22 protein-coding genes, 14 tRNA genes, 4 rRNA genes and 1 pseudogene are annotated in these 24,993 nt (G+C 45.8%); 35 read left to right on the top strand and 6 right to left on the bottom strand.

Annotation, left to right across the window (positions count from 1 at the left end):
• Positions 1 to 144 precede the first annotated feature (144 nt).
• Both MKZ09_RS30075 and MKZ09_RS30070 read right to left on the bottom strand, forming a co-directional pair.
• Positions 145 to 564, bottom strand: coding sequence for a type II toxin-antitoxin system HicB family antitoxin (locus MKZ09_RS30075; RefSeq protein ID WP_076106554.1), 420 nt, complete (start codon positions 562 to 564; stop codon positions 145 to 147).
• Positions 565 to 601: 37 nt separating this feature from the next.
• The gene (locus MKZ09_RS30070) at positions 602 to 790 is read right to left on the bottom strand and encodes a type II toxin-antitoxin system HicA family toxin (RefSeq protein ID WP_076106552.1); all 189 of its coding nucleotides are present in this window, start codon (positions 788 to 790) and stop codon (positions 602 to 604) included.
• A gap of 370 nt (positions 791 to 1,160) precedes the next feature.
• On the opposite strand from MKZ09_RS30070, the pseudogene rpsI reads away from it, so the two are divergent.
• The 5 genes and pseudogenes from rpsI to MKZ09_RS30050 form a co-directional block, all read left to right on the top strand.
• Positions 1,161 to 1,220, top strand: a pseudogene (gene rpsI, locus MKZ09_RS34555) (30S ribosomal protein S9); the annotation flags it as partial.
• Between the two features lie 228 nt (positions 1,221 to 1,448).
• Positions 1,449 to 2,141, top strand: coding sequence for a phosphoadenylyl-sulfate reductase (locus tag MKZ09_RS30065; RefSeq protein ID WP_036680616.1), 693 nt, complete (start codon positions 1,449 to 1,451; stop codon positions 2,139 to 2,141).
• 37 nt (positions 2,142 to 2,178) lie between these two features.
• The gene (gene sat / locus MKZ09_RS30060; protein ID WP_076208716.1) at positions 2,179 to 3,348 is read left to right on the top strand and encodes a sulfate adenylyltransferase; all 1,170 of its coding nucleotides are present in this window, start codon (positions 2,179 to 2,181) and stop codon (positions 3,346 to 3,348) included.
• Between the two features lie 78 nt (positions 3,349 to 3,426).
• The gene (cwlD, locus tag MKZ09_RS30055) at positions 3,427 to 4,167 is read left to right on the top strand and encodes an N-acetylmuramoyl-L-alanine amidase CwlD (protein WP_038573445.1); all 741 of its coding nucleotides are present in this window, start codon (positions 3,427 to 3,429) and stop codon (positions 4,165 to 4,167) included.
• A 90-nt stretch (positions 4,168 to 4,257) separates the two neighbouring features.
• On the top strand, positions 4,258 to 5,367 hold the full coding sequence (locus tag MKZ09_RS30050; protein ID WP_076138445.1) for an Mrp/NBP35 family ATP-binding protein: 1,110 nt from the start codon (positions 4,258 to 4,260) through the stop codon (positions 5,365 to 5,367).
• A 59-nt stretch (positions 5,368 to 5,426) separates the two neighbouring features.
• On the opposite strand, the gene gerD is transcribed toward MKZ09_RS30050, so the two are convergent.
• Entirely contained in the window at positions 5,427 to 6,113 is a 687-nt protein-coding gene (gene gerD / locus MKZ09_RS30045) for a spore germination lipoprotein GerD (protein ID WP_076208717.1), read from the bottom strand.
• Positions 6,114 to 6,244: 131 nt separating this feature from the next.
• Between gerD and MKZ09_RS30040 the strand changes: the two genes are divergently transcribed.
• A complete protein-coding gene (locus MKZ09_RS30040) occupies positions 6,245 to 6,835 on the top strand; it encodes a KinB-signaling pathway activation protein (protein ID WP_076208718.1) in 591 nt (196 codons plus the stop codon).
• 242 nt (positions 6,836 to 7,077) lie between these two features.
• Entirely contained in the window at positions 7,078 to 7,899 is an 822-nt protein-coding gene (locus tag MKZ09_RS30035; protein WP_052097348.1) for a PPK2 family polyphosphate kinase, read from the top strand.
• 50 nt (positions 7,900 to 7,949) lie between these two features.
• Here the strand turns inward: MKZ09_RS30035 and pdaB are convergent, their stop codons facing one another.
• Positions 7,950 to 8,753, bottom strand: coding sequence for a polysaccharide deacetylase family sporulation protein PdaB (gene pdaB, locus MKZ09_RS30030; protein ID WP_036680629.1), 804 nt, complete (start codon positions 8,751 to 8,753; stop codon positions 7,950 to 7,952).
• Positions 8,754 to 8,861: 108 nt separating this feature from the next.
• Between pdaB and MKZ09_RS30025 the strand changes: the two genes are divergently transcribed.
• The 20 genes from MKZ09_RS30025 (at position 8,862) to MKZ09_RS29930 (ending at position 16,765) form a co-directional block, all read left to right on the top strand.
• Positions 8,862 to 9,473, top strand: a complete 612-nt coding sequence (locus MKZ09_RS30025; protein ID WP_076138447.1) for a stage II sporulation protein M — start codon at positions 8,862 to 8,864, stop codon at positions 9,471 to 9,473.
• Between the two features lie 253 nt (positions 9,474 to 9,726).
• Positions 9,727 to 9,957, top strand: a complete 231-nt coding sequence (locus MKZ09_RS30020; RefSeq protein WP_036680631.1) for a hypothetical protein — start codon at positions 9,727 to 9,729, stop codon at positions 9,955 to 9,957.
• Between the two features lie 359 nt (positions 9,958 to 10,316).
• Positions 10,317 to 11,874, top strand: a 16S ribosomal RNA gene (locus tag MKZ09_RS30015).
• Between the two features lie 124 nt (positions 11,875 to 11,998).
• A 5S ribosomal RNA gene (rrf, locus tag MKZ09_RS30010) occupies positions 11,999 to 12,115 on the top strand.
• Between the two features lie 46 nt (positions 12,116 to 12,161).
• Positions 12,162 to 12,238, top strand: a tRNA-Ile gene (locus tag MKZ09_RS30005).
• Between the two features lie 24 nt (positions 12,239 to 12,262).
• Positions 12,263 to 12,338, top strand: a tRNA-Ala gene (locus MKZ09_RS30000).
• Between the two features lie 138 nt (positions 12,339 to 12,476).
• Positions 12,477 to 15,402: ribosomal RNA gene (locus tag MKZ09_RS29995) — 23S ribosomal RNA — on the top strand.
• A 145-nt stretch (positions 15,403 to 15,547) separates the two neighbouring features.
• A 5S ribosomal RNA gene (gene rrf / locus MKZ09_RS29990) occupies positions 15,548 to 15,664 on the top strand.
• The 16S, 23S and 5S rRNA genes sit together here with 14 tRNA genes alongside, the layout of an rRNA operon.
• 6 nt (positions 15,665 to 15,670) lie before the next feature.
• A tRNA-Asn gene (locus MKZ09_RS29985) sits at positions 15,671 to 15,746 on the top strand.
• 1 nt (position 15,747) lies between these two features.
• Positions 15,748 to 15,823 (top strand) — tRNA-Thr (locus MKZ09_RS29980).
• 11 nt (positions 15,824 to 15,834) lie between these two features.
• Positions 15,835 to 15,909 (top strand) — tRNA-Glu (locus tag MKZ09_RS29975).
• 40 nt (positions 15,910 to 15,949) lie between these two features.
• A tRNA-Val gene (locus MKZ09_RS29970) sits at positions 15,950 to 16,025 on the top strand.
• Positions 16,026 to 16,068: 43 nt separating this feature from the next.
• Positions 16,069 to 16,143, top strand: a tRNA-Gln gene (locus MKZ09_RS29965).
• Positions 16,144 to 16,148: 5 nt separating this feature from the next.
• A tRNA-Lys gene (locus MKZ09_RS29960) sits at positions 16,149 to 16,221 on the top strand.
• A gap of 16 nt (positions 16,222 to 16,237) precedes the next feature.
• Positions 16,238 to 16,321 (top strand) — tRNA-Leu (locus MKZ09_RS29955).
• 6 nt (positions 16,322 to 16,327) lie between these two features.
• Positions 16,328 to 16,402: transfer RNA gene (locus MKZ09_RS29950), tRNA-Gly, on the top strand.
• A gap of 7 nt (positions 16,403 to 16,409) precedes the next feature.
• Positions 16,410 to 16,486, top strand: a tRNA-Arg gene (locus MKZ09_RS29945).
• A gap of 32 nt (positions 16,487 to 16,518) precedes the next feature.
• Positions 16,519 to 16,592, top strand: a tRNA-Pro gene (locus MKZ09_RS29940).
• An 11-nt stretch (positions 16,593 to 16,603) separates the two neighbouring features.
• Positions 16,604 to 16,677: transfer RNA gene (locus tag MKZ09_RS29935), tRNA-Gly, on the top strand.
• 14 nt (positions 16,678 to 16,691) lie between these two features.
• A tRNA-Pro gene (locus MKZ09_RS29930) sits at positions 16,692 to 16,765 on the top strand.
• 100 nt (positions 16,766 to 16,865) lie between these two features.
• Here MKZ09_RS29930 and MKZ09_RS29925 read toward each other — a convergent pair.
• Both MKZ09_RS29925 and MKZ09_RS29920 read right to left on the bottom strand, forming a co-directional pair.
• The gene (locus tag MKZ09_RS29925; RefSeq protein ID WP_076138385.1) at positions 16,866 to 17,279 is read right to left on the bottom strand and encodes an ImmA/IrrE family metallo-endopeptidase; all 414 of its coding nucleotides are present in this window, start codon (positions 17,277 to 17,279) and stop codon (positions 16,866 to 16,868) included.
• A 28-nt stretch (positions 17,280 to 17,307) separates the two neighbouring features.
• Positions 17,308 to 17,739: a helix-turn-helix domain-containing protein gene (locus MKZ09_RS29920; RefSeq protein ID WP_076129758.1), complete on the bottom strand. Its 432-nt coding sequence runs from the start codon at positions 17,737 to 17,739 to the stop codon at positions 17,308 to 17,310.
• A gap of 288 nt (positions 17,740 to 18,027) precedes the next feature.
• On the opposite strand from MKZ09_RS29920, the gene MKZ09_RS29915 reads away from it, so the two are divergent.
• From MKZ09_RS29915 to MKZ09_RS29880, 8 genes are all read left to right on the top strand, one after another.
• Positions 18,028 to 18,525 (top strand): ArpU family phage packaging/lysis transcriptional regulator, encoded by a 498-nt coding sequence (locus MKZ09_RS29915; RefSeq protein WP_076138386.1) that lies wholly within the window; start codon positions 18,028 to 18,030, stop codon positions 18,523 to 18,525.
• Between the two features lie 532 nt (positions 18,526 to 19,057).
• Positions 19,058 to 19,471 (top strand): phage tail terminator family protein, encoded by a 414-nt coding sequence (locus tag MKZ09_RS29910; RefSeq protein ID WP_076138340.1) that lies wholly within the window; start codon positions 19,058 to 19,060, stop codon positions 19,469 to 19,471.
• The gene (locus MKZ09_RS29905; RefSeq protein WP_076138341.1) at positions 19,468 to 19,647 is read left to right on the top strand and encodes a hypothetical protein; all 180 of its coding nucleotides are present in this window, start codon (positions 19,468 to 19,470) and stop codon (positions 19,645 to 19,647) included. The genes MKZ09_RS29910 and MKZ09_RS29905 overlap by 4 nt, the downstream gene beginning before the upstream one ends.
• Complete coding sequence (locus MKZ09_RS29900) at positions 19,647 to 20,969, top strand: phage tail sheath family protein (RefSeq protein ID WP_076208489.1); 1,323 nt, start codon at positions 19,647 to 19,649, stop codon at positions 20,967 to 20,969. Before MKZ09_RS29905 ends, MKZ09_RS29900 begins: the two co-directional genes overlap by 1 nt.
• 1 nt (position 20,970) lies before the next feature.
• Positions 20,971 to 21,441, top strand: a complete 471-nt coding sequence (locus tag MKZ09_RS29895; protein WP_036681245.1) for a phage tail tube protein — start codon at positions 20,971 to 20,973, stop codon at positions 21,439 to 21,441.
• A 126-nt stretch (positions 21,442 to 21,567) separates the two neighbouring features.
• Positions 21,568 to 21,990 carry a phage tail assembly chaperone gene (locus MKZ09_RS29890; protein WP_076129761.1) on the top strand — a complete coding sequence of 141 codons (423 nt, stop codon included), beginning with the start codon at positions 21,568 to 21,570 and terminating at the stop codon, positions 21,988 to 21,990.
• A gap of 194 nt (positions 21,991 to 22,184) precedes the next feature.
• On the top strand, positions 22,185 to 24,230 hold the full coding sequence (locus MKZ09_RS29885; RefSeq protein WP_076208487.1) for a hypothetical protein: 2,046 nt from the start codon (positions 22,185 to 22,187) through the stop codon (positions 24,228 to 24,230).
• Between the two features lies 1 nt (position 24,231).
• The gene (locus tag MKZ09_RS29880) at positions 24,232 to 24,984 is read left to right on the top strand and encodes a LysM peptidoglycan-binding domain-containing protein (RefSeq protein WP_076208486.1); all 753 of its coding nucleotides are present in this window, start codon (positions 24,232 to 24,234) and stop codon (positions 24,982 to 24,984) included.
• The last annotated feature ends 9 nt before the right edge of the window (positions 24,985 to 24,993 follow it).

The following is a 24,993-nucleotide window of genomic DNA, read 5'->3' as shown; positions in this document are numbered from 1 at the left end:
TGCTATTATACGGCAGGGGATTTTTATTTTAAATCAATACGGAGACTATCCTTGTAAAGATAGCCCCTAGGGATTCCCGCGACCACCTGCTCCGTAATGCAAAATGATTTCAGTCGGTTCCCCTCCGCCCATCATCAGGCGGTTTTATGAGCGCTTCTCAATTCCGAGACTATGCTTCAATCCTTCTTGCAAAACCTGGCTGAAATTAAGGTGTTGCCGCTCAGCTTCATCATTCAGCCACTTAGGCACGGTCAGCGTCTTCTTGATAGCTTTGGACTCCATAGCCGCTCTAACAGTAGGCATCCATACCATTACGTCCAAAGCAGCCTCTCCAGCTTCTGCCTGCTTTAAGATTATGTCCAGTGTGGACGGATCGGGAATAGAATCCCCGTCTTGCTCCATCACATACAAAAAACCCTCTAAGGCTTCCCGCGCTGCAGCGTATGCTTCTTCGGCAGTGTCCCCAGCCGTCAGGCATCCAGGCAAATCAGGAAAACGAACAGATATTCCTTCGTCTGCTGTGTCTAGCAACGCCCAGTAGCGATAAACATCTTTCTTACTCATTTATATTAACCTCCTTGGGGGAGAGGGGCTTGCGCCCCTACAACCCTGCTGATTTAAGAATACTCTTTTGTGTCTTGGGAGGAAAGCTGCTTCTAGGATGCGGCACCGTTATTTTACCGGGCTTACTTGGATGTTTGTAGTAATGATGACTTCCATGTACTCCGACTAAGTACCATCCGTCTCCTTCGATAATTTTTATAATTTCCCTTGAACTGTAAACCTTCATCTCAACCCTCCTTATACTTCTATTATACACGTATAAAAAACACGTGTCAACGTATAAATAACACGTATTTAATAATCGAATAACTTCTTCTTGTCTATATGGCTTCTTCCGTATCACCAACACTGGCTTAGCATAACCAGAAAGTTGGATGGTGACAAATAACAAATTCATATCAGTCGGGGGTATAATGATATTGTGAAGATACCATTCCGAGATATTTTGAAAGTGGAGGACCCAGCTTTTTATGCCTGAGTCCGCGACCATATTTTGACCATATTTGTATCTGAACTAATCGGAATTAATAGGAACTGAAAACGAGAAACTTCCTATTATATGCGGAAATCTGAACTAATAGGAAGTGATTATTTAAGAACGTAAGAAATACGGCTTGAAGGCTGCACGTCGTGCGCCTCAGTTCTCGAAACGTTAATATCTACAGAATTCAACCCTTGGCCTTATGGCCGAGGGTTTTATTTTTTATTGCCCCTTTCCACAAGAAATGGGCTTTTTTTGCATCTATTTACTAATTCTAACGGTTGAAACGCATTGACTTCCTCAGTAAAAGTTATATACTATTTCATATAGAATTAGTTGGTTTTATTACTTCTTTTACCTCATTTATTCATACGATTAATATTTTGGATGGAGGAATACCTTAATGAACCTGCTCGAGAAAGAGGATTTAATCAAAGTTAAGGCCGAAGAATTAGAAACTGCTTCACCCGAGGAAATTATCCGCTGGGCTGTAGAAACATTTCCTAACATTACTTTTGCCTGCAGCTTTGGTGCCGAAGATGTAGTGCTAGTTGATATGCTTCACAAAGTTAGTCCGTCTACAGACGTCTTTTATCTCGATACAGATTATCATTTTAAGGAAACCTATGAGACCAGAGATTTGATGGCGGATAAATACGGGCTGGAGTTCGTACGAGTGTCTCCACAAATCACTCCGCAGGAGCAAGCACTTCAACACGGTGATGCGTTATGGACAGTAGATCCTAACCAATGTTGTGGGATTCGTAAAGTAGAGCCGCTGACTCGTATCCTATCTCAATATGAAGCTTGGATTACAGGCATTCGTCGTGACCAAGCGCCTACCCGTGCTAATGCCAAAAAGGTTGAGTATGATTATAAATTTGGTTTGGTTAAGTTTAATCCAATCGCGGATTGGACAACCGAGGATGTATGGAACTATATTCGTGAAAATGATGTAATTTATAACCCTCTACATGACCGTAACTATCCAAGTATCGGCTGTGAGCAATGTACGCGTCAGGTTATGCCTGGTGAAGATCCGCGTGCTGGACGTTGGGCTGGATCAGAGAAGACTGAGTGCGGATTACACAAGTAAGACCTATCCCCGTGAGAACCCAGAAGGAGAGACGATAATGACTTCAATACGTCCGCATGGCGGAACATTAGTTAACCGTGTAGTAGTGGGTACAGAAAGAGAAGAATTGCTGCAGCTTGCACGTGAATATAAGGCGATTGCCGTGAACACCTGGACTTTATCTGATTTGGATCTAATAGCGGTAGGTGCATTTTCTCCACTGACTGGATTTTTGAATGAACAAGATTATCATTCCGTAGTCAAAAACATGCGTTTAGCAGATGGCACAGTGTGGAGCATTCCAATAACACTTGCTGTAGAAGAGGATGTGGCCTCTGGTTTAGCTATTGGAGACAAAGTATCTCTAATCGGTGAAGAGGATGGCGAGATCTACGGTTTATTGGATATTGAGAGTATTTATACGGTTGATCAAAACCTTGAAGCGCAAAATGTATTCAAAACAACAGACCCTGAACATCCAGGAGTAAGTAAGCTGTTGGCCCGCCCGGCTACCTATGTAGGAGGATCAATTACAGTGCTGAATAGACCACAGCCAGAAAAGTTCGGAGAATTTTATTTTGACCCTTCAGCTACACGTAAGATATTTGCAGACAAGGGCTGGAGAACAGTTGTAGGCTTCCAGACGCGTAACCCAGTTCATCGTGCACATGAATATATTCAGAAGTGCGCTATGGAGGTTGTAGACGCTCTGTTCTTAAACCCGCTAGTGGGTGAGACGAAGTCTGATGATGTACCGGCAAATGTACGAATGAAGAGCTACCTGGCGCTTTTGGAGAATTATTATCCTGAGGATCGTACCTTTCTAGGTGTTTTCCCGGCGGCCATGCGTTATGCAGGTCCGAGAGAAGCGATTTTTCATGCTATGGTTCGCAAAAATTACGGCTGCACCCATTTTATTGTCGGACGTGACCATGCGGGCGTAGGTGATTACTACGGAACTTATGAAGCGCAAGAAATTTTCGCGAATTTTACCGCTGAGGAACTTGATATTACTCCATTATTTTTTGAACACAGCTTCTTCTGTAAAAAATGCGGAAATATGGCTTCCAGTAAAACCTGCCCGCATCCTGGCGACGATCATATGACTTTGTCGGGTACAAAGGTACGGGCTTTGCTTCGGGAGGGTCAATGTCCGCCTCCTGAATTTACGCGACCTGAGGTTGCGCAGATTCTAATTGAAGGCATGACTCAAGAAGTAACAGCTTAATCATCGTTAGCTAGTACTATTTGGCCTTCTTGTCCCATATAGATGAGTATTATCTATCGGGACGAGGGGGTCTTTGTTATGTCTGGCCGAAAACACAGTAAAGTCTCGGTCTGGATCTCATGGAGCAGTATCAAAAAATGTATGCTGGGCGCGACACTGCTGGCTATAATGATCGGCATTATAGCGTATGACATGCCTACTGCCAAAACGTTAAACTATTGGAGTCTTCCTTTGTCTGGTAAAGTGATCGCTATCGACGCTGGACATGGGGGAGCAGATGGAGGGGCAGTTAGCCGGGAAGGGCTAATTGAGAAAGACATTAATCTCGCGGTCTCTCTTTATTTACGTGATTACCTGCAACAGGCAGGGGCTATTGTTGTGATGACCCGTGAAGGGGATTATGATTTGGCTCAGGAGGGCACTAAGGGCTATTCTAAGCGCAAGACTGAAGATCTTAAGCAAAGAGTAAGAAGCATTGAAGAGAAGGGCGCAGATCTTTTTATAAGCGTTCACATGAACAGCGTGCCTTCGAACCGATGGAGCGGGGCGCAGACCTTTTACTATCCCAATCACAAGGATAATAAAGCTATCGCAGAGTTTGTACAGAGTGAGCTGAAGACTACTCTGGAGAATACTGATCGTGTAGCTAAGACTGTAAATACTGTTTATCTACTAAAAGCATTAAAAATACCTGCGATCCTTGTAGAGGTCGGTTTTTTGTCGCACCCTCAGGAATCAGTTCTGCTCGGAGATGATGTTTATCAACGCAAGGTAGCGACTAGTATATATCGTGGCATTCTTCGTTATGCTTCCGAGTAGCCGGGACTACTCATCAGGAGATGGGTAATGCTATAATAGACAAAAACTCCGGAAGAATTCTCCTCCGGAAAGGAAACAGAGGTGCTTTCCATGCTGACTAGGGAACATATCCAGGAAATACTGCAGTCAATAACAGACCCGGAAACCGGAAAAAGCCTTGTGGAACTACAGCTGATCCGTGACATTATGATTAAAGAAGATCGTATTTCTTTGTCAATCGTATGTCTGGATCCTGAAGAGCAAAGTCGCATGGACCTAGAACAACGGGTTCGTGAGTTACTTGAGGCGGGTGGAGTCACTAATGTACATATCCGGCTGCGTGATGCAACCGATTATGAACGTGCTCTGCTACGCGGAGAGAGTGCTGGGGAAGAGCCATTGGCTGATGAACCGGGAAAACTTAAGGGGCATGCAGCAGGCCTTGACGATCATGAATTAATCAATGAGAACTCTGGTGTTAACTTTATCGCCATTGCCAGTGGTAAAGGCGGTGTTGGAAAGTCTACGGTTACTGTGAATTTGGCAGTAGCTTTGGCTAGAAAAGGTAAAAAGGTTGGATTGATTGATGCGGACATTTATGGGTTTAGCATCCCTGATATGATGGGAATCGAAGAGGGACCCGTTGTAGAAGAGGGAATCATTATTCCTGTGGAACGTTTCGGAGTGAAGGTCATGTCTATGGGCTTCTTTATCCGTGAGAATAGTCCGGTAATTTGGCGGGGACCTATGCTTGGCAAAATGCTGCGCCAATTCTTCGGTGATGTGGGCTGGGGAGAACTTGATTATATGTTGCTTGATCTTCCTCCAGGTACAGGTGATGTGGCGCTTGACGTACATCAGATGCTCCCTCACAGCAAAGAGATTATTGTTACTACCCCTCATGCTACCGCAGCGTTTGTGGCGGCTAGAGCGGGCTCTATGGCTCTGCAGACAGAACATGAGATTATTGGGGTCATTGAGAACATGGCTTATTATGAGTGTAAAGACTGCGGTAAAAAAGATTATATTTTTGGCAGAGGCGGAGGCGCTCGGCTTGCGGAGACACTCCATACGGAGCTGCTTGCACAAGTTCCATTGGGCGCACCGGACAACCATATTTCTGAACCGGATTTCTCACCTTCCGTATACAAGGAAGACACAGCAACTGCGTTGTTGTTTGCTGATATCGCCGATAAGCTGATTGCGAAATATGAGCACTAATTATTGTGCATAAAAAGAGGCCGTCCCACTTTGTTAGGTGGGATAAGGCCTCTTTTTTGTTACGTGCTTGAATCATCGCCGCTACCGCTGCCACTTTCACCACCGCTGCCGCTGCCTTCCTGCTTACCGCCGCTGTCGCCGCCCTTTTTCTGTTCCTTCGGTTCGAGCTCGTCCTGAACGACCTTTTTAAGTAAATTCAATACCTCCATCCGGAATAATGGAGTCTGCATAGATTCCTGGATGGTCTTCATGGATTGCTTTCGGTAGTCAGGTGTTTTGGTGAGATTAAGAAACATGGTCATCATTTCTGGAGACTTCATGATTTCCTCGACGGATTTTTGATATGTGGGATCTTTAATTAGTTGCAGGTGTAATTCTTTGCTTTGTGATTGAATGGCTTTAGCAAAATCACCTGCGAATTTGGGATCAGTCATAATTTTCTCGATTTCCTTTTGATATTCTGGTGCAGTGAGGGTATCTTTAACAGCGGTTTTTATCTCCTCTGTTGTTTGAAGTGGCATCATTTTCATACTCATTCCGCTGGTGCCTCCAGAACTGGAATTTGATAATGATTCCTCAACCGCTTTTTTTCCATCTTCACTTTTTAATATATCAATAACCATGGTCTTCATTTCTTTATAACTGCCCTGACCAGAAGAAGAACTGCTCTGCTCACTTCCGCAAGCCGTTAAGGCCATAACAAAGCTTAAAGCCAAACCCACAGATCCGATAAATCTCCATTTCATTGGCGCTGCCCTCCTTTATTAGGATTCTCCAGTTGTATTATGCCGCATTAACACACATTTATGTTGCTGATGTAATGGTGTTTTGTCGGTATCCTTGGTAAAATAAATCTGACATAGGGGAGGTGAAGTGGCTGAGTATAAAAAAATGGTTTTATTTATTTTGGACAACCCTTCTAATAGGAGCGGGCGGAGCAGTAATTACAGGTCTGGCACTGCAATTCGTGAACGGTCGAATTGATTTCAAAAGTGTCGCTGATTTCTTTTTATACCCGCTGATACTATTCGGCTACGGTATGCTTGTCAGTGTTTATGCGCAACTTGGTTTTTTTGCTTATCTAATTTTGAATTACATGGGCAATGGTGTTTTCCCGCCGAAAATTTGGAAATACATACAACTGGTGCTTTCTGTGCTCGCATTGCTTGAACTGATTTTTTTGCGTACCGTCGTTGGCGGGGAAAGAAGTGTTTTGTCTGATCTAATACTAGGAATCTTTATTTTGTTAGCTGCCATTATTGTGTCTTATTTCAAAGTGAAAAGTACAAACATCTCAGCTTGGATTCCAACCCTCTTTTTTATGACAGCTATTTCAATTGTGGAAATTATCGGCGTGCTCCGTATAGGTGTTGATAGTGCGACAGTGTTTATTGTTGTTCCGCTCATCGCCTGTAATGCATTCCAAATTTTGATGCTTCACCGTATTCTCAAGCCGGCAGCCGGATAAAGGCTGGGGCGAATTCAGCAAATCATGAACCCCGTGCTCTGGCCTTCAGAAGACGGGGTTTTTTGCTCTAGAATGTATCCTAACGATTAAAATCCGCTGGAGGAGGTTAATCTTAAAGAACAATAGAGCGGATTCTTTGTGTGTAGCAACGCTCACAAAACTAAGCGTATGCTTCCGAAGCGAGTTTTGTACGAAGTAATACAAGTGTAGCAACGCTCACAAAACTTTTAGGAGGGGAATATATGGACATCAAGCGCTATATGATAAAAGACACAAATGAAATCCAGCTTAACAAGCTGGACCCGGACGATACAGGTAACTTTAAATCAAAAAAAGAAGCAGAAGCCAAAACAGAGCAGTTAAAGGAACGGTTGGCAGAGCTTCAAGATATTCTTTTTGCACAGAAAAAGCATTCACTGCTCGTAATTCTGCAAGGGATGGATTCCAGCGGTAAGGATGGAACAGTTAAACATATTTTTTCAGGGATTAATCCACAAGGCTTTATAGTGACCAGCTTCAAGAAACCTTCTCTGGAGGAAGAGGCTCACGATTTCTTATGGAGAGTGCATCAAAAGACACCCCCTAAAGGCTACATCTCTGCATTTAACCGCTCACACTATGAAGATGTATTGGTACCGCGGGTACATGGGGGACTGAAAAAGGATGACTTGAAGCGCCGCTTTCGTTACATACGGCAGTTTGAGGAGATGCTGGTGGAAGAGGGAACGACAATTATCAAGCTTTTTCTGCATATTTCAAAAGAAAAGCAGCTTAAGAAAATCAAAGAACGGCTTGAAGATCCCAAAAAACACTGGAAATTCGACGCAAGTGATCTACAGGAGCGGGAGTTTTGGGATGATTACCAAGAGGCATATGTAGATGTTTTTAAGGAGTCTAGTATTGATAAAGCACCCTGGTACTGGATACCAGCCAATCATCAATGGTACCGCAACTATTTGGCCTTATCCATCGTTGTAAAGACACTGGAGAGTCTGGATCTGAGCTATCCGAAGCTGAATACCCCCACACCCGACATATCGGAGCTCATTTCTCCGCGTCATTAATATTTGGATAAGACCAACATCTATTGCGGTACCTAAGATTGGGAGGAGCGTTACAGCCCAGCAGCATCCTCTAAGGCACTATTTAGTGAGGCTGAGTCACGGACCTCTTTACCCTCTGCGTTGCTTTGGCTGATCAGCTCAGAGACGGTAACGAATTCATAACCTTGTCTGCGGAGCTCATCGATAATTTGCGGAAGAGCTTCGTGAGTTTGTTTGCAGGAATCACTGGCATGTAGTAGAACGATATCACCAGGATGTGCTTTAGTCGTTACACGCTTCACGATATTGTCTACACCTATGTTCTTCCAGTCTAGAGAGTCTGTGTCCCACTGGATGACTTTGTAACCAAGATCATTGGCCACTTGCAGAACTCTTTTGTCAAAATCACCATTAGGCATACGAATTAAATTTGGTTCTTTACCGGTTAATTCTGTAAGCACAGTGTGAGCCGTTGTGATCTGAGTGCGAATCTCTTCGTTACTTAGAGTGCTGTAATTGACGTGTTTATGGCCATGACTGCCAATTTCGAATCCTGCGTTTTTGATGCTTGTTACAATATCCGGGTGAGTCTTACTCCATGGTGACGATAGGAAGAAGGTGGCTTTGTCCACTTTCTTGTCTTCAAGTACCTTCAAAATTGGTTCGGGTCTCTTTTCCCCCCAGCTAATATCGAAGGTTAGAGCAATCAGCTTCTTCTCTGTTGGCACACTGTAAATGGCAGAAGGTCCAGCCTCAGAAAAAACGGTGATATTACCCCTCTCGACATAGACAACTCCAGCAGCAAGAAGCACAGCGGCGAAGATATAGATGAACCTTTTGATCTTTTTGCCGCTGAATACATAAAAAGAATTCATTAATGACAGCGCTCCTCTCCCATGCGAAATGCTTGTTTGTTCTAAATGTATGCTCGTACCGCACGGTTATGACCTAAGAAACAGAGATCACAATTTCAGGAGGTATTTATGTTGTCGTTCTTCACGTTTGTTAAAGATATTAAATCGATCCGCAAGGCTTTGCTGCTATCCTGTCTGCTCTTCGTAATAGGAGCGGTTGTTGGCTGGGTAGCGACAAGTAGTCTGGAAAAACTATTGGTTCAGCAATTGGAAGGGCTAAGTGAGATCAGTGGGAACTTAAGAGACACCGCTAATCCGCAATGGAACTTCTTTGTATTTATATTTCTGAATAACGCCATCAAGGGAGTGGTTATTATTTTCCTGGGAGCGTTGTTCGGCATATTGCCAGCTATATTCTTATTTATAAACGGAGCGGTAATTGGCTACTTGATACATTTATCCGCACTGCAAGGACAGGATTTGTTCGATTTAATCGTAAAAGGATTGCTGCCACACGGGATTATAGAGATTCCGGCAATCATTATCGCTTGTGCCTTTGGGCTGCATTTTGGCGGGAAAGTGATTTCAAGTTTATTTCGATCTACAGATAGAAAAGAGGAGAGAAGCGCAGACTGGTCTGCATTCATGCGTCAAACACTTACGGCTTCCATATGGACTGTAATCCTGTTATTTGTTGCAGCCATTATTGAAAGTACAATTACTTTTTCACTTTTATCATAAAACTTCCGGGAATAGAGCATAACATTAAGGGCGTTCATCCAAGGATTGCCTAAAGGTAAGGAGTATATAATCGAGACGAAACCATAAAGGGAATTTTTAATAATTATGGTTATAAAAAGAGGACTCCGGTTAATCTAGTGTAAGAGGATCTTAAGGCAGCTTTCTACATGAGATGTTACTTACTGTTTATGCACAAAAGTTTTGGGGGTTTAGAGAAGGTGTTAATTGCAACTTCATGAAGGAGGCCAAGCATATGTTGGGAATGTTGTTTAACGAAAAGGAATGCAAGGAACTGGATTATGTTTTGAGAAAAGAACTAGATGAGATGCTGTTAGATTTGAGTGATCAGCGCTTGGACCAAAATATCAGGCACGCCATCGCTAATAGATATAAGACTGTATTCCGGATGTATGCTCGCTTCGCTCCTCAGAAAGAGCTTTCGAAGTATGCATGGGGTGGGCGTTCTTCTCAGTATAAACACTGAAGATATACGAGAATTGCTACAGTTTTATAAAGTTTTCAGATTATTTAATAAAATAGCTTGACTAAAAAGGAGTGCTCATGATAAATTATATCTCGCGCTCCTTTTGCTTGTGTAAAAGGGAAGCGGAAGGCAAGAAAAATTGAAAAAAAGATTTTTCAAAAAAAAGACTTGCCAAACAGCTTAACACTGTGATATATTATAAAGGTCGCCGCTGATAAACAACGACGACGAAATGAGAGACATTGATCTTTGAAAACTGAACAACGAGTGAGTGGGAAATCACGCAAGTGAAATCCAAAATTAGAGAATTAATTTTCTCGTCAGATGTTTCAAAATGAGCATATCGCTCTTTTCAATACTAATTGGAGAGTTTGATCCTGGCTCAGGACGAACGCTGGCGGCGTGCCTAATACATGCAAGTCGAGCGGAGTTACTTTGAAAGCTTGCTTTCAAAGTAACTTAGCGGCGGACGGGTGAGTAACACGTAGGCAACCTGCCCTTCAGACTGGGATAACTACCGGAAACGGTAGCTAATACCGGATAATTTCTTTTTTCTCCTGAGAGAAGAATGAAAGACGGAGCAATCTGTCACTGAGGGATGGGCCTGCGGCGCATTAGCTAGTTGGTGGGGTAACGGCCCACCAAGGCGACGATGCGTAGCCGACCTGAGAGGGTGAACGGCCACACTGGGACTGAGACACGGCCCAGACTCCTACGGGAGGCAGCAGTAGGGAATCTTCCGCAATGGGCGAAAGCCTGACGGAGCAACGCCGCGTGAGTGATGAAGGTTTTCGGATCGTAAAGCTCTGTTGCCAGGGAAGAACGTCCGGTAGAGTAACTGCTACCGGAGTGACGGTACCTGAGAAGAAAGCCCCGGCTAACTACGTGCCAGCAGCCGCGGTAATACGTAGGGGGCAAGCGTTGTCCGGAATTATTGGGCGTAAAGCGCGCGCAGGCGGCTATTTAAGTCTGGTGTTTAAACCTTGGGCTCAACCTGAGGTCGCACTGGAAACTGGGTGGCTTGAGTACAGAAGAGGAAAGTGGAATTCCACGTGTAGCGGTGAAATGCGTAGATATGTGGAGGAACACCAGTGGCGAAGGCGACTTTCTGGGCTGTAACTGACGCTGAGGCGCGAAAGCGTGGGGAGCAAACAGGATTAGATACCCTGGTAGTCCACGCCGTAAACGATGAGTGCTAGGTGTTAGGGGTTTCGATACCCTTGGTGCCGAAGTTAACACAGTAAGCACTCCGCCTGGGGAGTACGGTCGCAAGACTGAAACTCAAAGGAATTGACGGGGACCCGCACAAGCAGTGGAGTATGTGGTTTAATTCGAAGCAACGCGAAGAACCTTACCAGGTCTTGACATCCCTCTGAATCCGCTAGAGATAGCGGCGGCCTTCGGGACAGAGGAGACAGGTGGTGCATGGTTGTCGTCAGCTCGTGTCGTGAGATGTTGGGTTAAGTCCCGCAACGAGCGCAACCCTTAACTTTAGTTGCCAGCAGGTAAGGCTGGGCACTCTAGAGTGACTGCCGGTGACAAACCGGAGGAAGGTGGGGATGACGTCAAATCATCATGCCCCTTATGACCTGGGCTACACACGTACTACAATGGCCGGTACAACGGGAAGCGAAGCCGCGAGGTGGAGCCAATCCCATCAAAGCCGGTCTCAGTTCGGATTGCAGGCTGCAACTCGCCTGCATGAAGTCGGAATTGCTAGTAATCGCGGATCAGCATGCCGCGGTGAATACGTTCCCGGGTCTTGTACACACCGCCCGTCACACCACGAGAGTTTACAACACCCGAAGTCGGTGGGGTAACCCGCAAGGGAGCCAGCCGCCGAAGGTGGGGTAGATGATTGGGGTGAAGTCGTAACAAGGTAGCCGTATCGGAAGGTGCGGCTGGATCACCTCCTTTCTATGGAGAATCGTCTTCTGAAATGAGGACATTCAAATCGGAAGTTTAACTTCCACAATAGAACCTTCGGGTTCGAACACTCACTCGTGTTCAGTTTTGAAAGAGCAAGTCTCTTTCGTATGCGTTTGGTGGCGATAGCGGAGGGGTTCCACACGTACCCATCCCGAACACGACCGTTAAGCCCTCCAGCGCCGATGGTACTTGGACCGAAGGGTCCTGGGAGAGTAGGACGTTGCCAAGCGGACAACCAATTCATTGGTTGATTCACAATGTTATATATGTTATATGGGCTTTTAGCTCAGTTGGTTAGAGCGCACCTCTGATAAGGGTGAGGTCGGTGGTTCGAGTCCACCAAGGCCCACCATATAACATTATAGAGTAATTTTATGGGGCCATAGCTCAGCTGGGAGAGCGCCTGCCTTGCAAGCAGGAGGTCAGCGGTTCGATCCCGCTTGGCTCCACCATAAATTTTAAATGAATAACTTTTTCAACTTGATCCTTGAAAACTGGATACCGAAACGAATTTGCGTTTTAGAACATCTTTTAGCAACTTGTGCAAACAAGTAAATGTTATTAGTGAGATTTTTCTTCGGAAGAATCAAGGTTAAGCTAATAAGAGCACACGGAGGATGCCTAGGCGCCAGGAGCCGACGAAGGACGTGGCGAACAACGAAACTGCCTCGGGGAGCTGTAAGCAAGCTTTGATCCGGGGGTGTCCGAATGGGGAAACCCAGCTGTGGTAATTCGCAGTTACTCATTTCTGAATACATAGGAAATGTAGAGGCAGACCAGGGGAACTGAAACATCTAAGTACCCTGAGGAAGAGAAAACAATAGTGATTCCGTCAGTAGCGGCGAGCGAACGCGGAACAGCCTAAACCTAAGAGCTTGCTCTTAGGGGTTGTGGGACGTCTCACATGGAGTTACAAAGGAATATGGTAGGTGAAGAGGTCTGGAAAGGCCCGCGATAGAGGTAAAAGCCCTGTAACCTAAACTGTGTTCTCTCCGAGACGGATCCCGAGTAGTGCGGGGCACGTGAAACCCCGTATGAATCCAGCAGGACCATCTGCTAAGGCTAAATACTACCTGGCGACCGATAGTGAAACAGTACCGTGAGGGAAAGGTGAAAAGCACCCCGGAAGGGGAGTGAAATAGAACCTGAAACCGTGTGCTTACAAAAAGTCAGAGCCCTATTAATGGGTGATGGCGTGCCTTTTGTAGAATGAACCGGCGAGTTACGTTTAACATGCAAGGTTAAGCCGAGAAGGTGGAGCCGCAGCGAAAGCGAGTCTGAATAGGGCGACTTAGTATGTGGACGTAGACCCGAAACCGTGTGATCTACCCCTGTCCAGGGTGAAGGTGCGGTAACACGCACTGGAGGCCCGAACCCACGTACGTTGAAAAGTGCGGGGATGAGGTGGGGGTAGCGGAGAAATTCCAATCGAACTCGGAGATAGCTGGTTCTCCCCGAAATAGCTTTAGGGCTAGCCTCGGTATAAGAGTAGTGGAGGTAGAGCACTGATTGGGTGCGGGGTCCGCAAGGATTACCAAGCTCAGTCAAACTCCGAATGCCATATACTTATTGCCGGGAGTCAGACAGTGAGTGCTAAGATCCATTGTCAAAAGGGAAACAGCCCAGACCATCAGCTAAGGTCCCCAAGTGTGTGTTAAGTGGGAAAGGATGTGGAGTTGCACAGACAACCAGGATGTTGGCTTAGAAGCAGCCACCATTGAAAGAGTGCGTAATAGCTCACTGGTCGAGTGACTCTGCGCCGAAAATGTAACGGGGCTAAACACACCACCGAAGCTATGGCTAGATGCTTTGCATCTGGGGTAGGGGAGCGTTGTGTAGGGGTTGAAGGTGTACTGAAAAGAGCGCTGGACACTACACAAGTGAGAATGCCGGTATGAGTAACGAAAAGATCAGTGAGAATCTGATCCGCCGAAAGCCCAAGGTTTCCTGAGGAAGGCTCGTCCGCTCAGGGTAAGTCGGGACCTAAGGCGAGGCCGAAAGGCGTAGTCGAAGGACAACAGTTTGAAATTACTGTACCACCGTAATCCGCTATGAGCGATGGGGTGACGCAGGAGGGTAGTGACGCGGACTGATGGATGTCCGTCTAAGCAGTGAGGCTGGTGTGTAGGCAAATCCGCACATCGTTAAGGCTGGGCTGTGATGGGGAGCGAAAATTATAGTAGCGAAGGTCATGATCTCACACTGCCAAGAAAAGCCTCTAGCCAGGAGAAGGTGCCCGTACCGCAAACCGACACAGGTAGGCGAGAAGAGAATTCTAAGGCGCGCGGAAGAACTCTCGTTAAGGAACTCGGCAAAATGACCCCGTAACTTCGGGAGAAGGGGTGCCCCGGTAGTGTGAATAGCACGAGGGGGCCGCAGTGAAAAGGCCCAAGCGACTGTTTAGCAAAAACACAGGTCTGTGCGAAGCCGCAAGGCGAAGTATACGGGCTGACGCCTGCCCGGTGCTGGAAGGTTAAGGGGAGTGGTTAGGGGTAACCCGAAGCTATGAACCGAAGCCCCAGTAAACGGCGGCCGTAACTATAACGGTCCTAAGGTAGCGAAATTCCTTGTCAGGTAAATTCTGACCCGCACGAATGGCGTAACGACTTGGGCGCTGTCTCAACGAGAGATCCGGTGAAATTTTAATACCTGTGAAGATGCAGGTTACCCGCGACAAGACGGAAAGACCCCATGGAGCTTTACTGCAGCTTGATATTGAATTTGGGTACGATCTGTACAGGATAGGTGGGAGCCGTAGAAATCGGAGCGCAAGCTTCGGTGGAGGCGCCGTTGGGATACCACCCTGATCGTATCTAGGTTCTAACCTAGTGCCCTAATCGGGTACGGGGACCGTGTCAGGCGGGCAGTTTGACTGGGGCGGTCGCCTCCTAAAGAGTAACGGAGGCGTTCCAAGGTTCCCTCAGAATGGTTGGAAATCATTCGCAGAGTGCAAAGGCATAAGGGAGCTTGACTGCGAGACCTACAAGTCGAGCAGGGACGAAAGTCGGACTTAGTGATCCGGTGGTACCGCATGGAAGGGCCATCGCTCAACGGATAAAAGCTACCCTGGGGATAACAGGCTTATCTCCCCCAAGAGTCCACATCGACGGGGAGGTTTGGCACCTCGATGTCGGCTCATCGCATCCTGGGGCTGAAGTAGGTCCCAAGGGTTGGGCTGTTCGCCCATTAAAGCGGTACGCGAGCTGGGTTCAGAACGTCGTGAGACAGTTCGGTCCCTATCTGTCGTGGGCGCAGGAAATTTGAGAGGAGCTGTCCTTAGTACGAGAGGACCGGGATGGACGTACCGCTGGTGCACCAGTTGTTCCGCCAGGAGCATGGCTGGGTAGCTACGTACGGACGGGATAAGCGCTGAAAGCATCTAAGCGTGAAGCCCCCCTCAAGATGAGATTTCCCAATTAGTAAGACCCCTTGAAGACGACGAGGTAGATAGGTTGGAGGTGGAAGTGCAGCAATGCATGGAGCTGACCAATACTAATCGGTCGAGGGCTTATCCTAAAAATACCCCAAAAAGTGAAGAAAAGGCTGCGAAGCTAATTCCGAATACTTTCCGGGGGCCCCGAAGAGATGACGGGCGACGCAAATTCAATTCGGATTCAGTTTTCAGGCGATTAAGCCTGAGCATTTACGCTGTAAATGCCCGTTTGGTGGCGATAGCGGAGGGGTTCCACACGTACCCATCCCGAACACGACCGTTAAGCCCTCCAGCGCCGATGGTACTTGGACCGAAGGGTCCTGGGAGAGTAGGACGTTGCCAAGCGGATATTCCCTGATAGCTCAGTTGGTAGAGCACTCGACTGTTAATCGAGTTGTCACAGGTTCGAGTCCTGTTCGGGGAGCCATGCTCTCATAGCTCAGCAGGTAGAGTGCTTCCATGGTAAGGAAGAGGTCACCGGTTCGAATCCGGTTGAGAGCTCCACAGATTTGCAAGGCCCGTTGGTCAAGGGGTTAAGACACCTCCCTTTCACGGAGGTAACATGGGTTCGAATCCCATACGGGTCACCAACTTTTACTTGTACTTACCCTTAGAGGGTCCCATAGATATGGAGGCTTAGCTCAGCTGGGAGAGCATCTGCCTTACAAGCAGAGGGTCGGGGGTTCGATCCCCTCAGCCTCCACCATAATCTTCCTAAGAGATTATGGGCAACATAGAGGTACCATCAATGGGGATTAGCCAAGCGGTAAGGCAACGGACTTTGACTCCGTCACTCATAGGTTCGAATCCTATATCCCCAGCCAAGTGCGAGCCATTAGCTCAGTTGGTAGAGCACCTGACTTTTAATCAGGGTGTCGAAGGTTCGAGTCCTTCATGGCTCACTTTTATTATTATTATGCGCGTGTGGCGGAATGGCAGACGCACCAGACTTAGGATCTGGCGTTTCACGACGTGGGGGTTCAAGTCCCTTCACGCGCACCACTTATTGCGGACGTGGCTCAGCGGTAGAGCATCGCCTTGCCAAGGCGAGGGTCGCGGGTTCGATTCCCGTCGTCCGCTCCATAATTTTGCGCCCTTAGCTCAGCTGGATAGAGCGTTTGACTACGAATCAAAAGGCCGGGAGTTCGAATCTCTCAGGGCGCGCCATTTTTATTATTAAGCAATTATAGTATTTATAACGGGATGTAGCTCAGCTTGGTAGAGCACCTGGTTTGGGACCAGGGGGTCGCATGTTCAAATCGTGTCATCCCGATTTTCACCTTTGCGGGTGTAGTTCAATGGTAGAACTTCAGCCTTCCAAGCTGATAGCGTGGGTTCGATTCCCATCACCCGCTCCATAATTTTATAGTAACGGGATGTAGCTCAGCTTGGTAGAGCACCTGGTTTGGGACCAGGGGGTCGCATGTTCAAATCGTGTCATCCCGATACTCAGCTTAATCGCTGCTCAAAAGCTCTTACTTCGGTAAGGGCTTTTTTGTTATGTACTTAATATACATATAAATACAATCAAAGAACGTATGTTCTATTATTCCTCCAAAAAAAATCGGACTTCCGGTGGAATTCCAATCCGTAGGTAATAGTTTCTCCATGATTCCTCTTGTTCGGGGCTTCTGCCCGATGAAAGTAATTTTACAGCAAAGACATTAGCTTGACGTTCAAGCTTACCAGGAGAGAAATAGGAGCTTTCCTCCAGAAAAAAGCGATTGATCCCCTTGTGAAGCCGATCATGTCCTAATTCATGCGCGCAAACGAACCGCTGCCATTCTACAGGCAACTCATTATGAATGACGATAAACCTTCTTCTTAGTTTTCGATAATATAATCCCTTTGTGCCAGTCCCCAGGTTCATGAAGCGAACTTGAATGCCTAGTGCTGCGGCAAGCTCGAACGGGCAGTTGGTTTTATATTTTTTAATCAGACTATTGATCAGTTCATCCATGTTCTTCACCTGCAGCATGTTAGTATAGTTATTTAGTGTCTTTGGATTTTTTTCTCTTATTCATTTGTTTGGCTTCCCAGAACAATCCGGTTAGTACATCTTTTATCCTCTGTTTATCTTCTTTGTCTAATGGAATCCCGTCAAACATCAGTTCTCCATCATCCTCTAGCATTTTTCGAAAGTCTCTTTTATCTTTGCTTGTGGCCCAATCTGGGACAGCCTCATCGCTTGAAAGAGTCTGGTCCTGCAAATACCCTGCCTGATCCATTAGCTCCTCGTAGGGGACGCCAGTGGCCTCAGCAATTTTGCGTAACGTGGTTGGTTTAGGTACCCCTCTTAATCCATTCTCAATCCGGGAAATTTGCGAACCGCTGATTCCGGCAGCTACTGCTAATTGATTAATGGTGAGTCCCTTTGTTTCCCGAAGATGCTTCATATAATCCCCGAATTCCTGTTTCATCTCAACTCACTCCTTATTGGCTGTAACCTTATGATAATAATATAAGCCATTTTTGCCAATAGGTAAACAACAAGGCGTATATTATTGCCAAAAGGCAAGATAATGGAGGGATATACGCTCTTTTTCGATAAAAACAGCTTAAAACGGGGTTTTACGAGATTGGTAAAGAAGTGGTATATTATAGAAAAATACGAACATAATACGAACAAGATTTATTTTATCACATTGGGCTGGAAAATTCCGCAAATTAAATCTCATTCAGTTAAACCCAAAAGGAGTGCATAAATGATGAACATATCAATTTTACCAGAGTTGGACCGTCGCCGAACCCAGGTCGCTATAGAGAGCATGTTGGAGAAATACCGTATTTTTAAGACCGTTACATTTGAAGCTAAAGAAGCTAGCACAACTTATTCATACACAGAAAGATTTCATGGTCCTACTAACACTGTAACTGATCAGACTGCTGCGATAGCTTCTTATAATGTGGACATCCCCGCCGCAAGGAGAGCTTATTGTTCCGCAATAGACTCTGTGGTAGAGAGACTCGATACGAGAGAACAGCAGCTGGTACGAGAAAGGTATATGAGAAGAGACGAGATGTACGATTATACGATTTACAATCATGTGTTTGATCCACCGGTAAGTAAGGATACTTACGTGAAGATACGCTCGAAGGCTTTTTACAAGATGGCATTAGCGTTAACGGATCTCGGTTTACTGTCTCTGCAAACTTTAGTAATAACTGCGCCTAGGGTAAAGAAAGAGAAAATGAGTATTACTTAATAGAAATAGAATTGTGTGATTAGTAAAGAAGACTGTATCGTCCGAGCGGATGATGCGGTCTTTTTTTGAATTATAAGAAAGTATAAGTTGAAGGATGTACTTTATCCTTATAATCCTCGCACAAAAACTTGCCGTCCATAAAAGGAGGGACCAAGGCTCTTTAGCTTGTCTTCAATCGTGTACCTCCAAAAAACCGCTCTATACCATCCCAAAGCTAGTCAAAACCTCGTCCGTTTACCCTCTCCGCAAGGAAAATATGGGGGTATGATTATAACATGGCAAATGAAGCAAAAGAACACCGCAAGAGCATGAATGCTCTGCTAATAGTTCCGCCCTAAGGGTGATGAGAACAAATCGAGCGGTGAAAGATTCTTCTCGCATTTGCCTAATGAAGAAGGGATATTATCCAACCTCGGATAGTATCCTTTTTTCTTAAATCTAGTTGAGGGGGTGTCTGCTTAATGTTCATGCAGTTGAAGGTTAACACCATCAAGGATCGACGAACGGTCGCAGATCAGAAAGGAATGGAGTGATGTCGGTACAACAATTGCGAGAACACATTACAAGTACACTTGAACGGTATTTTCCTGATGTGCCTGTATATGTAGAAGGAGAAAAACCTCAAACCGCTTATTTTCATCCCGGATTGATCTCAGCAACACTGGATCGGCAGCGGGAGGGCAGGTATTTAGCGGTCTACCGTTTTGGCATCCGTTATGAGCAAGGCAATTTGCTGGAAGCTGAGGGAATGGCAGATAAGCTAAGTGAGGCGATGGCAGGAATGGAGCAGGAGGGTGGAGCTTTTCGTGTAGTTAGGCAAGCTTGGGAAGCTGGAACTGAAGGGCATGGGCCGCTGTTTACAGTTGACTATATGTTGTATTTGCAAAACGACAAGCCTGACAGCATTAAGATGGGACAAATGATTGGAGGAGAACGATTAAAATGAGTACTAGAGGGAGTAACGGGAATGGGTTTAGTAAGGAACAGATTGTGAATTCCTCACTTTTTACGCCGAGGGAAAAGGATATATTGAACGTTATTTTGCAGGATGGTAAGAACTATACGCTCGAAGAAGCAAAGCAATCTATGGGATTGTTCAAAAATAAGGAGGTAATGAACTAATGGCAGGCGGAACATGGACAACGCAAAATAAGGTGCGCCCTGGGGTGTACGTAAATGTAGCATCAAATCAAGGTGCCATCGGCAAAATGGGAGAACGCGGGATTACGGCATTGGCGCTTGCCCTATCTTGGGGAGAACCGGGAGTAATCATGAAGATTACCCCGCAGGATGATGTGAATAAGCTGCTGGGTGTTGATTTGGAACATCCGACTCTACTGCCAGTGCGTGAAGCGCTGAAACGGGCGGGAACCTTGCTGCTCTATCGATTGAATGAAGGCGTTAAAGCGGCAGTCACGAATAACGGCCTCCAGGTAACAGCTAAATACGGCGGTGTACGCGGAAATGATCTTTCGATTGTGATTGAGAAAAATATAGAGAATGCTGCTCTTTTTGATGTAAAGACGTTGCTTAATGGAACTGAACTGAACAAGCAAACGGTTGGAACGGCTGAGGAGTTGGTCGCGAACGATTATGTTCAATTCCAGAAAAATGGTGCAGAAGGCTTGAAGCTAATTGCAGGTATGCCGCTTACAGGGGGGGCTAACGGAACCGTGACGAATGGAGCACATAGTGACTTCCTGTCTGCTCTTGAGGTGCAGGAATTCCAAACCGTGGGTCTAGTATCGCAGGATAGTGCTCTGAAGGCACTTTACAGTTCTTTTGTGAGACGGCTTCGGGATACAGAAGGGAAAAAGGTACAGGCTGTACTATCCGATTATGCGGCTGCAGGTCATGAAGGTGTGATTAGCGTGAATAATGGGGTAGTACTGAGCGACGGAACTACGATTGATAACGTCAATGCCGTTGCTTGGGTAGCTGGTGCTACAGCAGCAGCAGCTGTTAATGAATCGCTGACTTATCAGGGGTATGATGATTCGGTGGATGCTGATGTAAGACTTAGACATTCTGAGACTACTGCTGCGTTGCTAAAAGGAGAGCTTATCTTTACTTACAGTGGCGGACGGGCTGTGGTGGAACAGGATATCAATACATTTACCGCGTTTTCACCGGACAAAGGCAAAGCATTCTCCAAAAATCGTGTACTGCGCGTGCTGGATGGAATTGCGAATGATATGAAGCGTATTTTTGAGAACTACTATATCGGTAAGGTCGCGAATAATGAAGATGGCCGTGCTCTTTTCTGGTCGCAGTGTGCGACTTATATGAATGATTTGCAGGATATGGGTGCGATTGAGGGCTTTAACGCGCAGACAGATGTTGTAGTTGTGGCTGGTGCAGATAGTGATAGTATCGTGCTGGATGTGGCTGTGAAACCGGTAGATTCCGTAGAAAAAGTATATATGAAAGTGAAGGTGGTTTAAGATGGCATTTTTAAAAGCTAGTGATACGATTTCCGGCCAGGAGGGCCGTGCTTATGCTGTGATTGGTACGCAAACCGAAGAGATGTTCTATGTGAAAACTCTTGAGGCTACAGTAGAAAAAACAAAGGCAGAGGTGAAAACACTGGGCCGCCGGGGTGTTCAGCATAAAGCGACTGGATGGTCGGGCAGCGGTTCGATGACGATTTTTTATATGACTAGTCGTTTCCGCCAGATGATGCTTGATTATATGAATACGGGTGTTGATCAGTACTTCGATATTGAGGTTACGAACGAAGATCCATCGTCCAGCGTGGGGGCACAACGGATTATTCTAAAAGGGGTGAACCTCGATAGCGTCATCATGGCCTCACTCGATACAGAGTCAGACGCTCTGGAAGAAGAAGTTAGCTTTACCTTTGAAGATGTGCAGATTGTGCAAGCTTTTGGTGCTCCGGCAGGTTCCGGGCTTTAATTAAGACAACTAGATAGATTGGAGCAAGCAAGACCCGAACGTAGAATGAGCGGCGGGTCTCTTCTCTGTCTATTGGCAGCTAGTAGCAGGAGAAGCATCTAAATAAATAATTCTAGGAGGAAGACAATGAGCGAATTAAGTTTGTTTTTTGCCCAAAATGTAGCATGTGACACGACCGAGGAGTTTGTAGTATCCCAGCGTTTTAAGGATAAGGAAGGAAATGCGGTAGCTTGGAAGCTGCGCAGTATGACTGAGGATGAGAATCAGGAATGCCGCAAGGCCGCAACCCGCAAAGTCAAAGGTAAAAACGGAGTCTATACCTCTGAAATTGAGCCTAACGATTATATGGCGAAGCTGATGACCTCAAGTGTAGTGCATCCGGATCTAAAAAATGCTGAATTGCAGCGTTCTTATGGCGTACTTGGCGCTGAGACACTGCTGCGTAAAATGCTGCTTCCGGGTGAATTCGCGGCGTTAGGTGAGCGGGTGCAGGCCTTAAATGGTTTTGGCACGGACATGAACGAGCTGGTGGATGAAGTAAAAAACTAATCAACGAGGGCGATAGTGAAGCTAATTTTGCTTATTACGCCCTCCATGAGCTGCGCATTTTACCCCATGAGCTGATGAAGCTGTCTTCCCGCGAACGCGCCGCAATATATGCGATGATTGCTGTTCGTGTGGAGAAGGAGAAGCGGGATCAGGCACGGAGTAAGGCGAGGAAGAGATAGTTAGGGGGTGAGAGAATGGCAGGTGTACAAAATAATATAGCTGGAATACAGCAAGTCTCTAATCAGTGGATCAATGATATAACCAATCAGATTACAACACAGGTCTCTGCGAATATTTCAAATTCCTTCTCAGCAACCTTAAACCGTATCAGTATGAAAATAGTCAATAAACCCGTGTACAACATCACTAATAATTACAGTGCAGCTTATACCAGAATTCAAGCTTCTATTGGAGGTGCGGTTCAGGCTCAGGAGAGACTGAATGATGCGGCTGATAGAGGGGCTGGAGGAGCTGAAAAGCAAGCAGGAACCTGGGAAAAGCTTACTGGGGCCTTTGAAAAGGCCAAGGGTATGGTTGAAAAAGTTAAAGGTGTCATGGAGAAGGTGCTTGTGCCAGCTGCTGAGCAGCAGAAGTGGGAAGATCTTTTTAAAGCAAAAACCGGGAATGCTGATGTTGGTGTAGCTATGTTTGATAAATTCAAGAAGAGAGCGCTAGAAACCGGACAGGACGTCAGCAAGTCTATGGAAAGTGTCTTGTCGTTTTATCCTAAAACACAAAATACGGACCAGCTAGATAAGCTAATGGATTATTCCACAAGGCTTAGTATGATGTCTCCAGAAGGTAAGGATATTGGCGATACTTCATCAGCGATTAATTCTGCATTTGATGGAGATTCTAGTGACTTAGCATCGATGCTTCAGGTAGATGAAGAGGAGCTTGGTGGACTCGACCTAGTAGCCAGTACGGGGAACATGAGCGCTTTTTTAAGTACTTTGGGAGATATCATGACAACGGCAGGTATGACGAGTACTTCGCTGCAAACCATGATGGATTCACCCGTAAATCAGTGGCAGACGCTTCTTGGAAACTATAACAATTCTTTAGCTGGCATGGGGCAAGGGGCTCTTGCAGCATTTTCCCCGTTGTTAAGCATTCTTAACGATGCGTTCTCAGAGGGTACCTTTCAGCCTATTATCGATGGGATGGCCATTGGATTGGCTATTATAGCACAAGGTTTTTCACAAGTAGTACAGGGAGCTTTGTTCCTTTGGAGTGTTCTTAGCAGCACGTTGCCTTATGTAGTACCAATTCTTTTGGGAATTGTTGCTGGGATTATAGCTTATAAAATTGCCATGGGTGCAGCTGCAATCGCAACTAATATGTCAGCAATTGCGACTGGGATCGCTACCGCTGCGCAAGGGATTTACAACGCTGTGTTAAATGCTAATCCTATTGCGCTTGTAATTGGACTTGTTATTGCACTTATTGTGGCTTTTCTAGGAATTGTCGCAGCTCTTCAGCCAGTAAGAGATTTTCTTGCCAATATGTTCAGGGCTCTGGGACAGATCGTTGCAGATTTTGTAGGTTATGTGATTGATCTATGGACCGGATTTATTAATGGCATCATTGATGCTGCCAATTTTTTATTAGGTGGTATTAATAAAGTAATTGGGGCTGTTGGTAAATTTATCGGTATAGAATCAGAGATTAATCTTCATCTTGAACAGGTTGACAGCAGTCAATTTAAACAGAACGTGGAGATGAGCATTGAAAATACTTTTGATACAGCTGCGAATTTCACGCAAGATTTTGATGTTAATAAATTTAAAGAAAGCCTAAACGTTGGTGGAAACACGAATAACGAGACTACAATCAATCAATGGAATACTACTCATCAAGATGATTCAACGAAACCTCCGAAATCGCCTACCATTCCTGAGGTTCCAGTAGTTCCTGTGACGACGACTCCTGCGTTAAATACGCCTTCCGCTGTAGGTTCTTTTCAAAATGCAGGAGTACCGGGTAATCTGAACACCGTCAACCGTGTGAACGAGCTCGGCTCCATCAACGACACCGTAGACATCTCCAGTGATGATCTGAAAATGCTGCGCGAGCTGGCCGAGATTCAGGCGATCCAGAATTTTGTGGAGCTTACGCCGACGGTGCAGGTGACGACCGGGAATATTAACAATGCCGGAGACATTGATACGATTATCAACAAGATCGGGCAAAAGCTGAACGAGGAGTTTGTCTCTACGGCGCAGGGGGTGTATACGTAACGTGGAAGAGTACGGGATTTTTTTGGGTTTTAATAATCAGGAGGATGCAATTCGGCTGCCAGTCAATCCAGAGACCTTGGAAATCAAGGAGAGTGGAGATGGAAAAAGCTATACCATTATCGATCTGGGTGAGATTAATACGATTGCTTATCCGAAGCTTACGGAGATCACAATTGAAAGTATTTTTCCGGCACAAAGGTATCCGTTCGTATTGGTGCAAGAGGATGGACTGAAAAGGCCTTTTGAATATGTGGAGCTTATTAAGAAATGGATGAAGAGTCGTCGGCCTATTCGGTTTGTGTTCTCCGGTGTGAGGTATCCCGATGATACAAAAAAAGATGAAAAGAAGTTAAACAAACCGCAGAAATGGCTAGAGGAATCTTCAATTAGTGAGGATAGATCTTTAGAAATTGATTTTGCTGTGAATATGGCTATGAGCATTGAAGGTTTCACTTGGAAGCTTAGTGCGGGTACGTCAGGGGATATTGAATATTCGTTATCTCTCAAAAAATACGTATTCTATCAGGCGGTAGCTGTGAAGGTTGTCAAAGGTGAAGTGAAGGCGGAACAGAAGCGGGCTAATGAAAAAGCAAAGCCTACCACCTATACCTTAAAAGCTGGAGACAGTCTATGGAGCATCGCTCAAAAAAACCTAGGAGATGGCTCAAAGTACAAAGCCATTCAGAAGCTTAATGGCATTCCGGATAGTGAGCTGAAAAAGCTGCCCATCGGTAAAGTCATCAAGCTGCCGTAGGAGGATGTT

The sequence above is a fragment of the Paenibacillus sp. FSL R5-0908 genome (assembly GCF_038006245.1).
In the GTDB taxonomy this organism is placed as follows: Bacteria; Bacillota; Bacilli; order Paenibacillales; family Paenibacillaceae; genus Paenibacillus_AQ; species Paenibacillus_AQ odorifer.
This window is presented reverse-complemented; position numbering and strand designations above follow the sequence as displayed.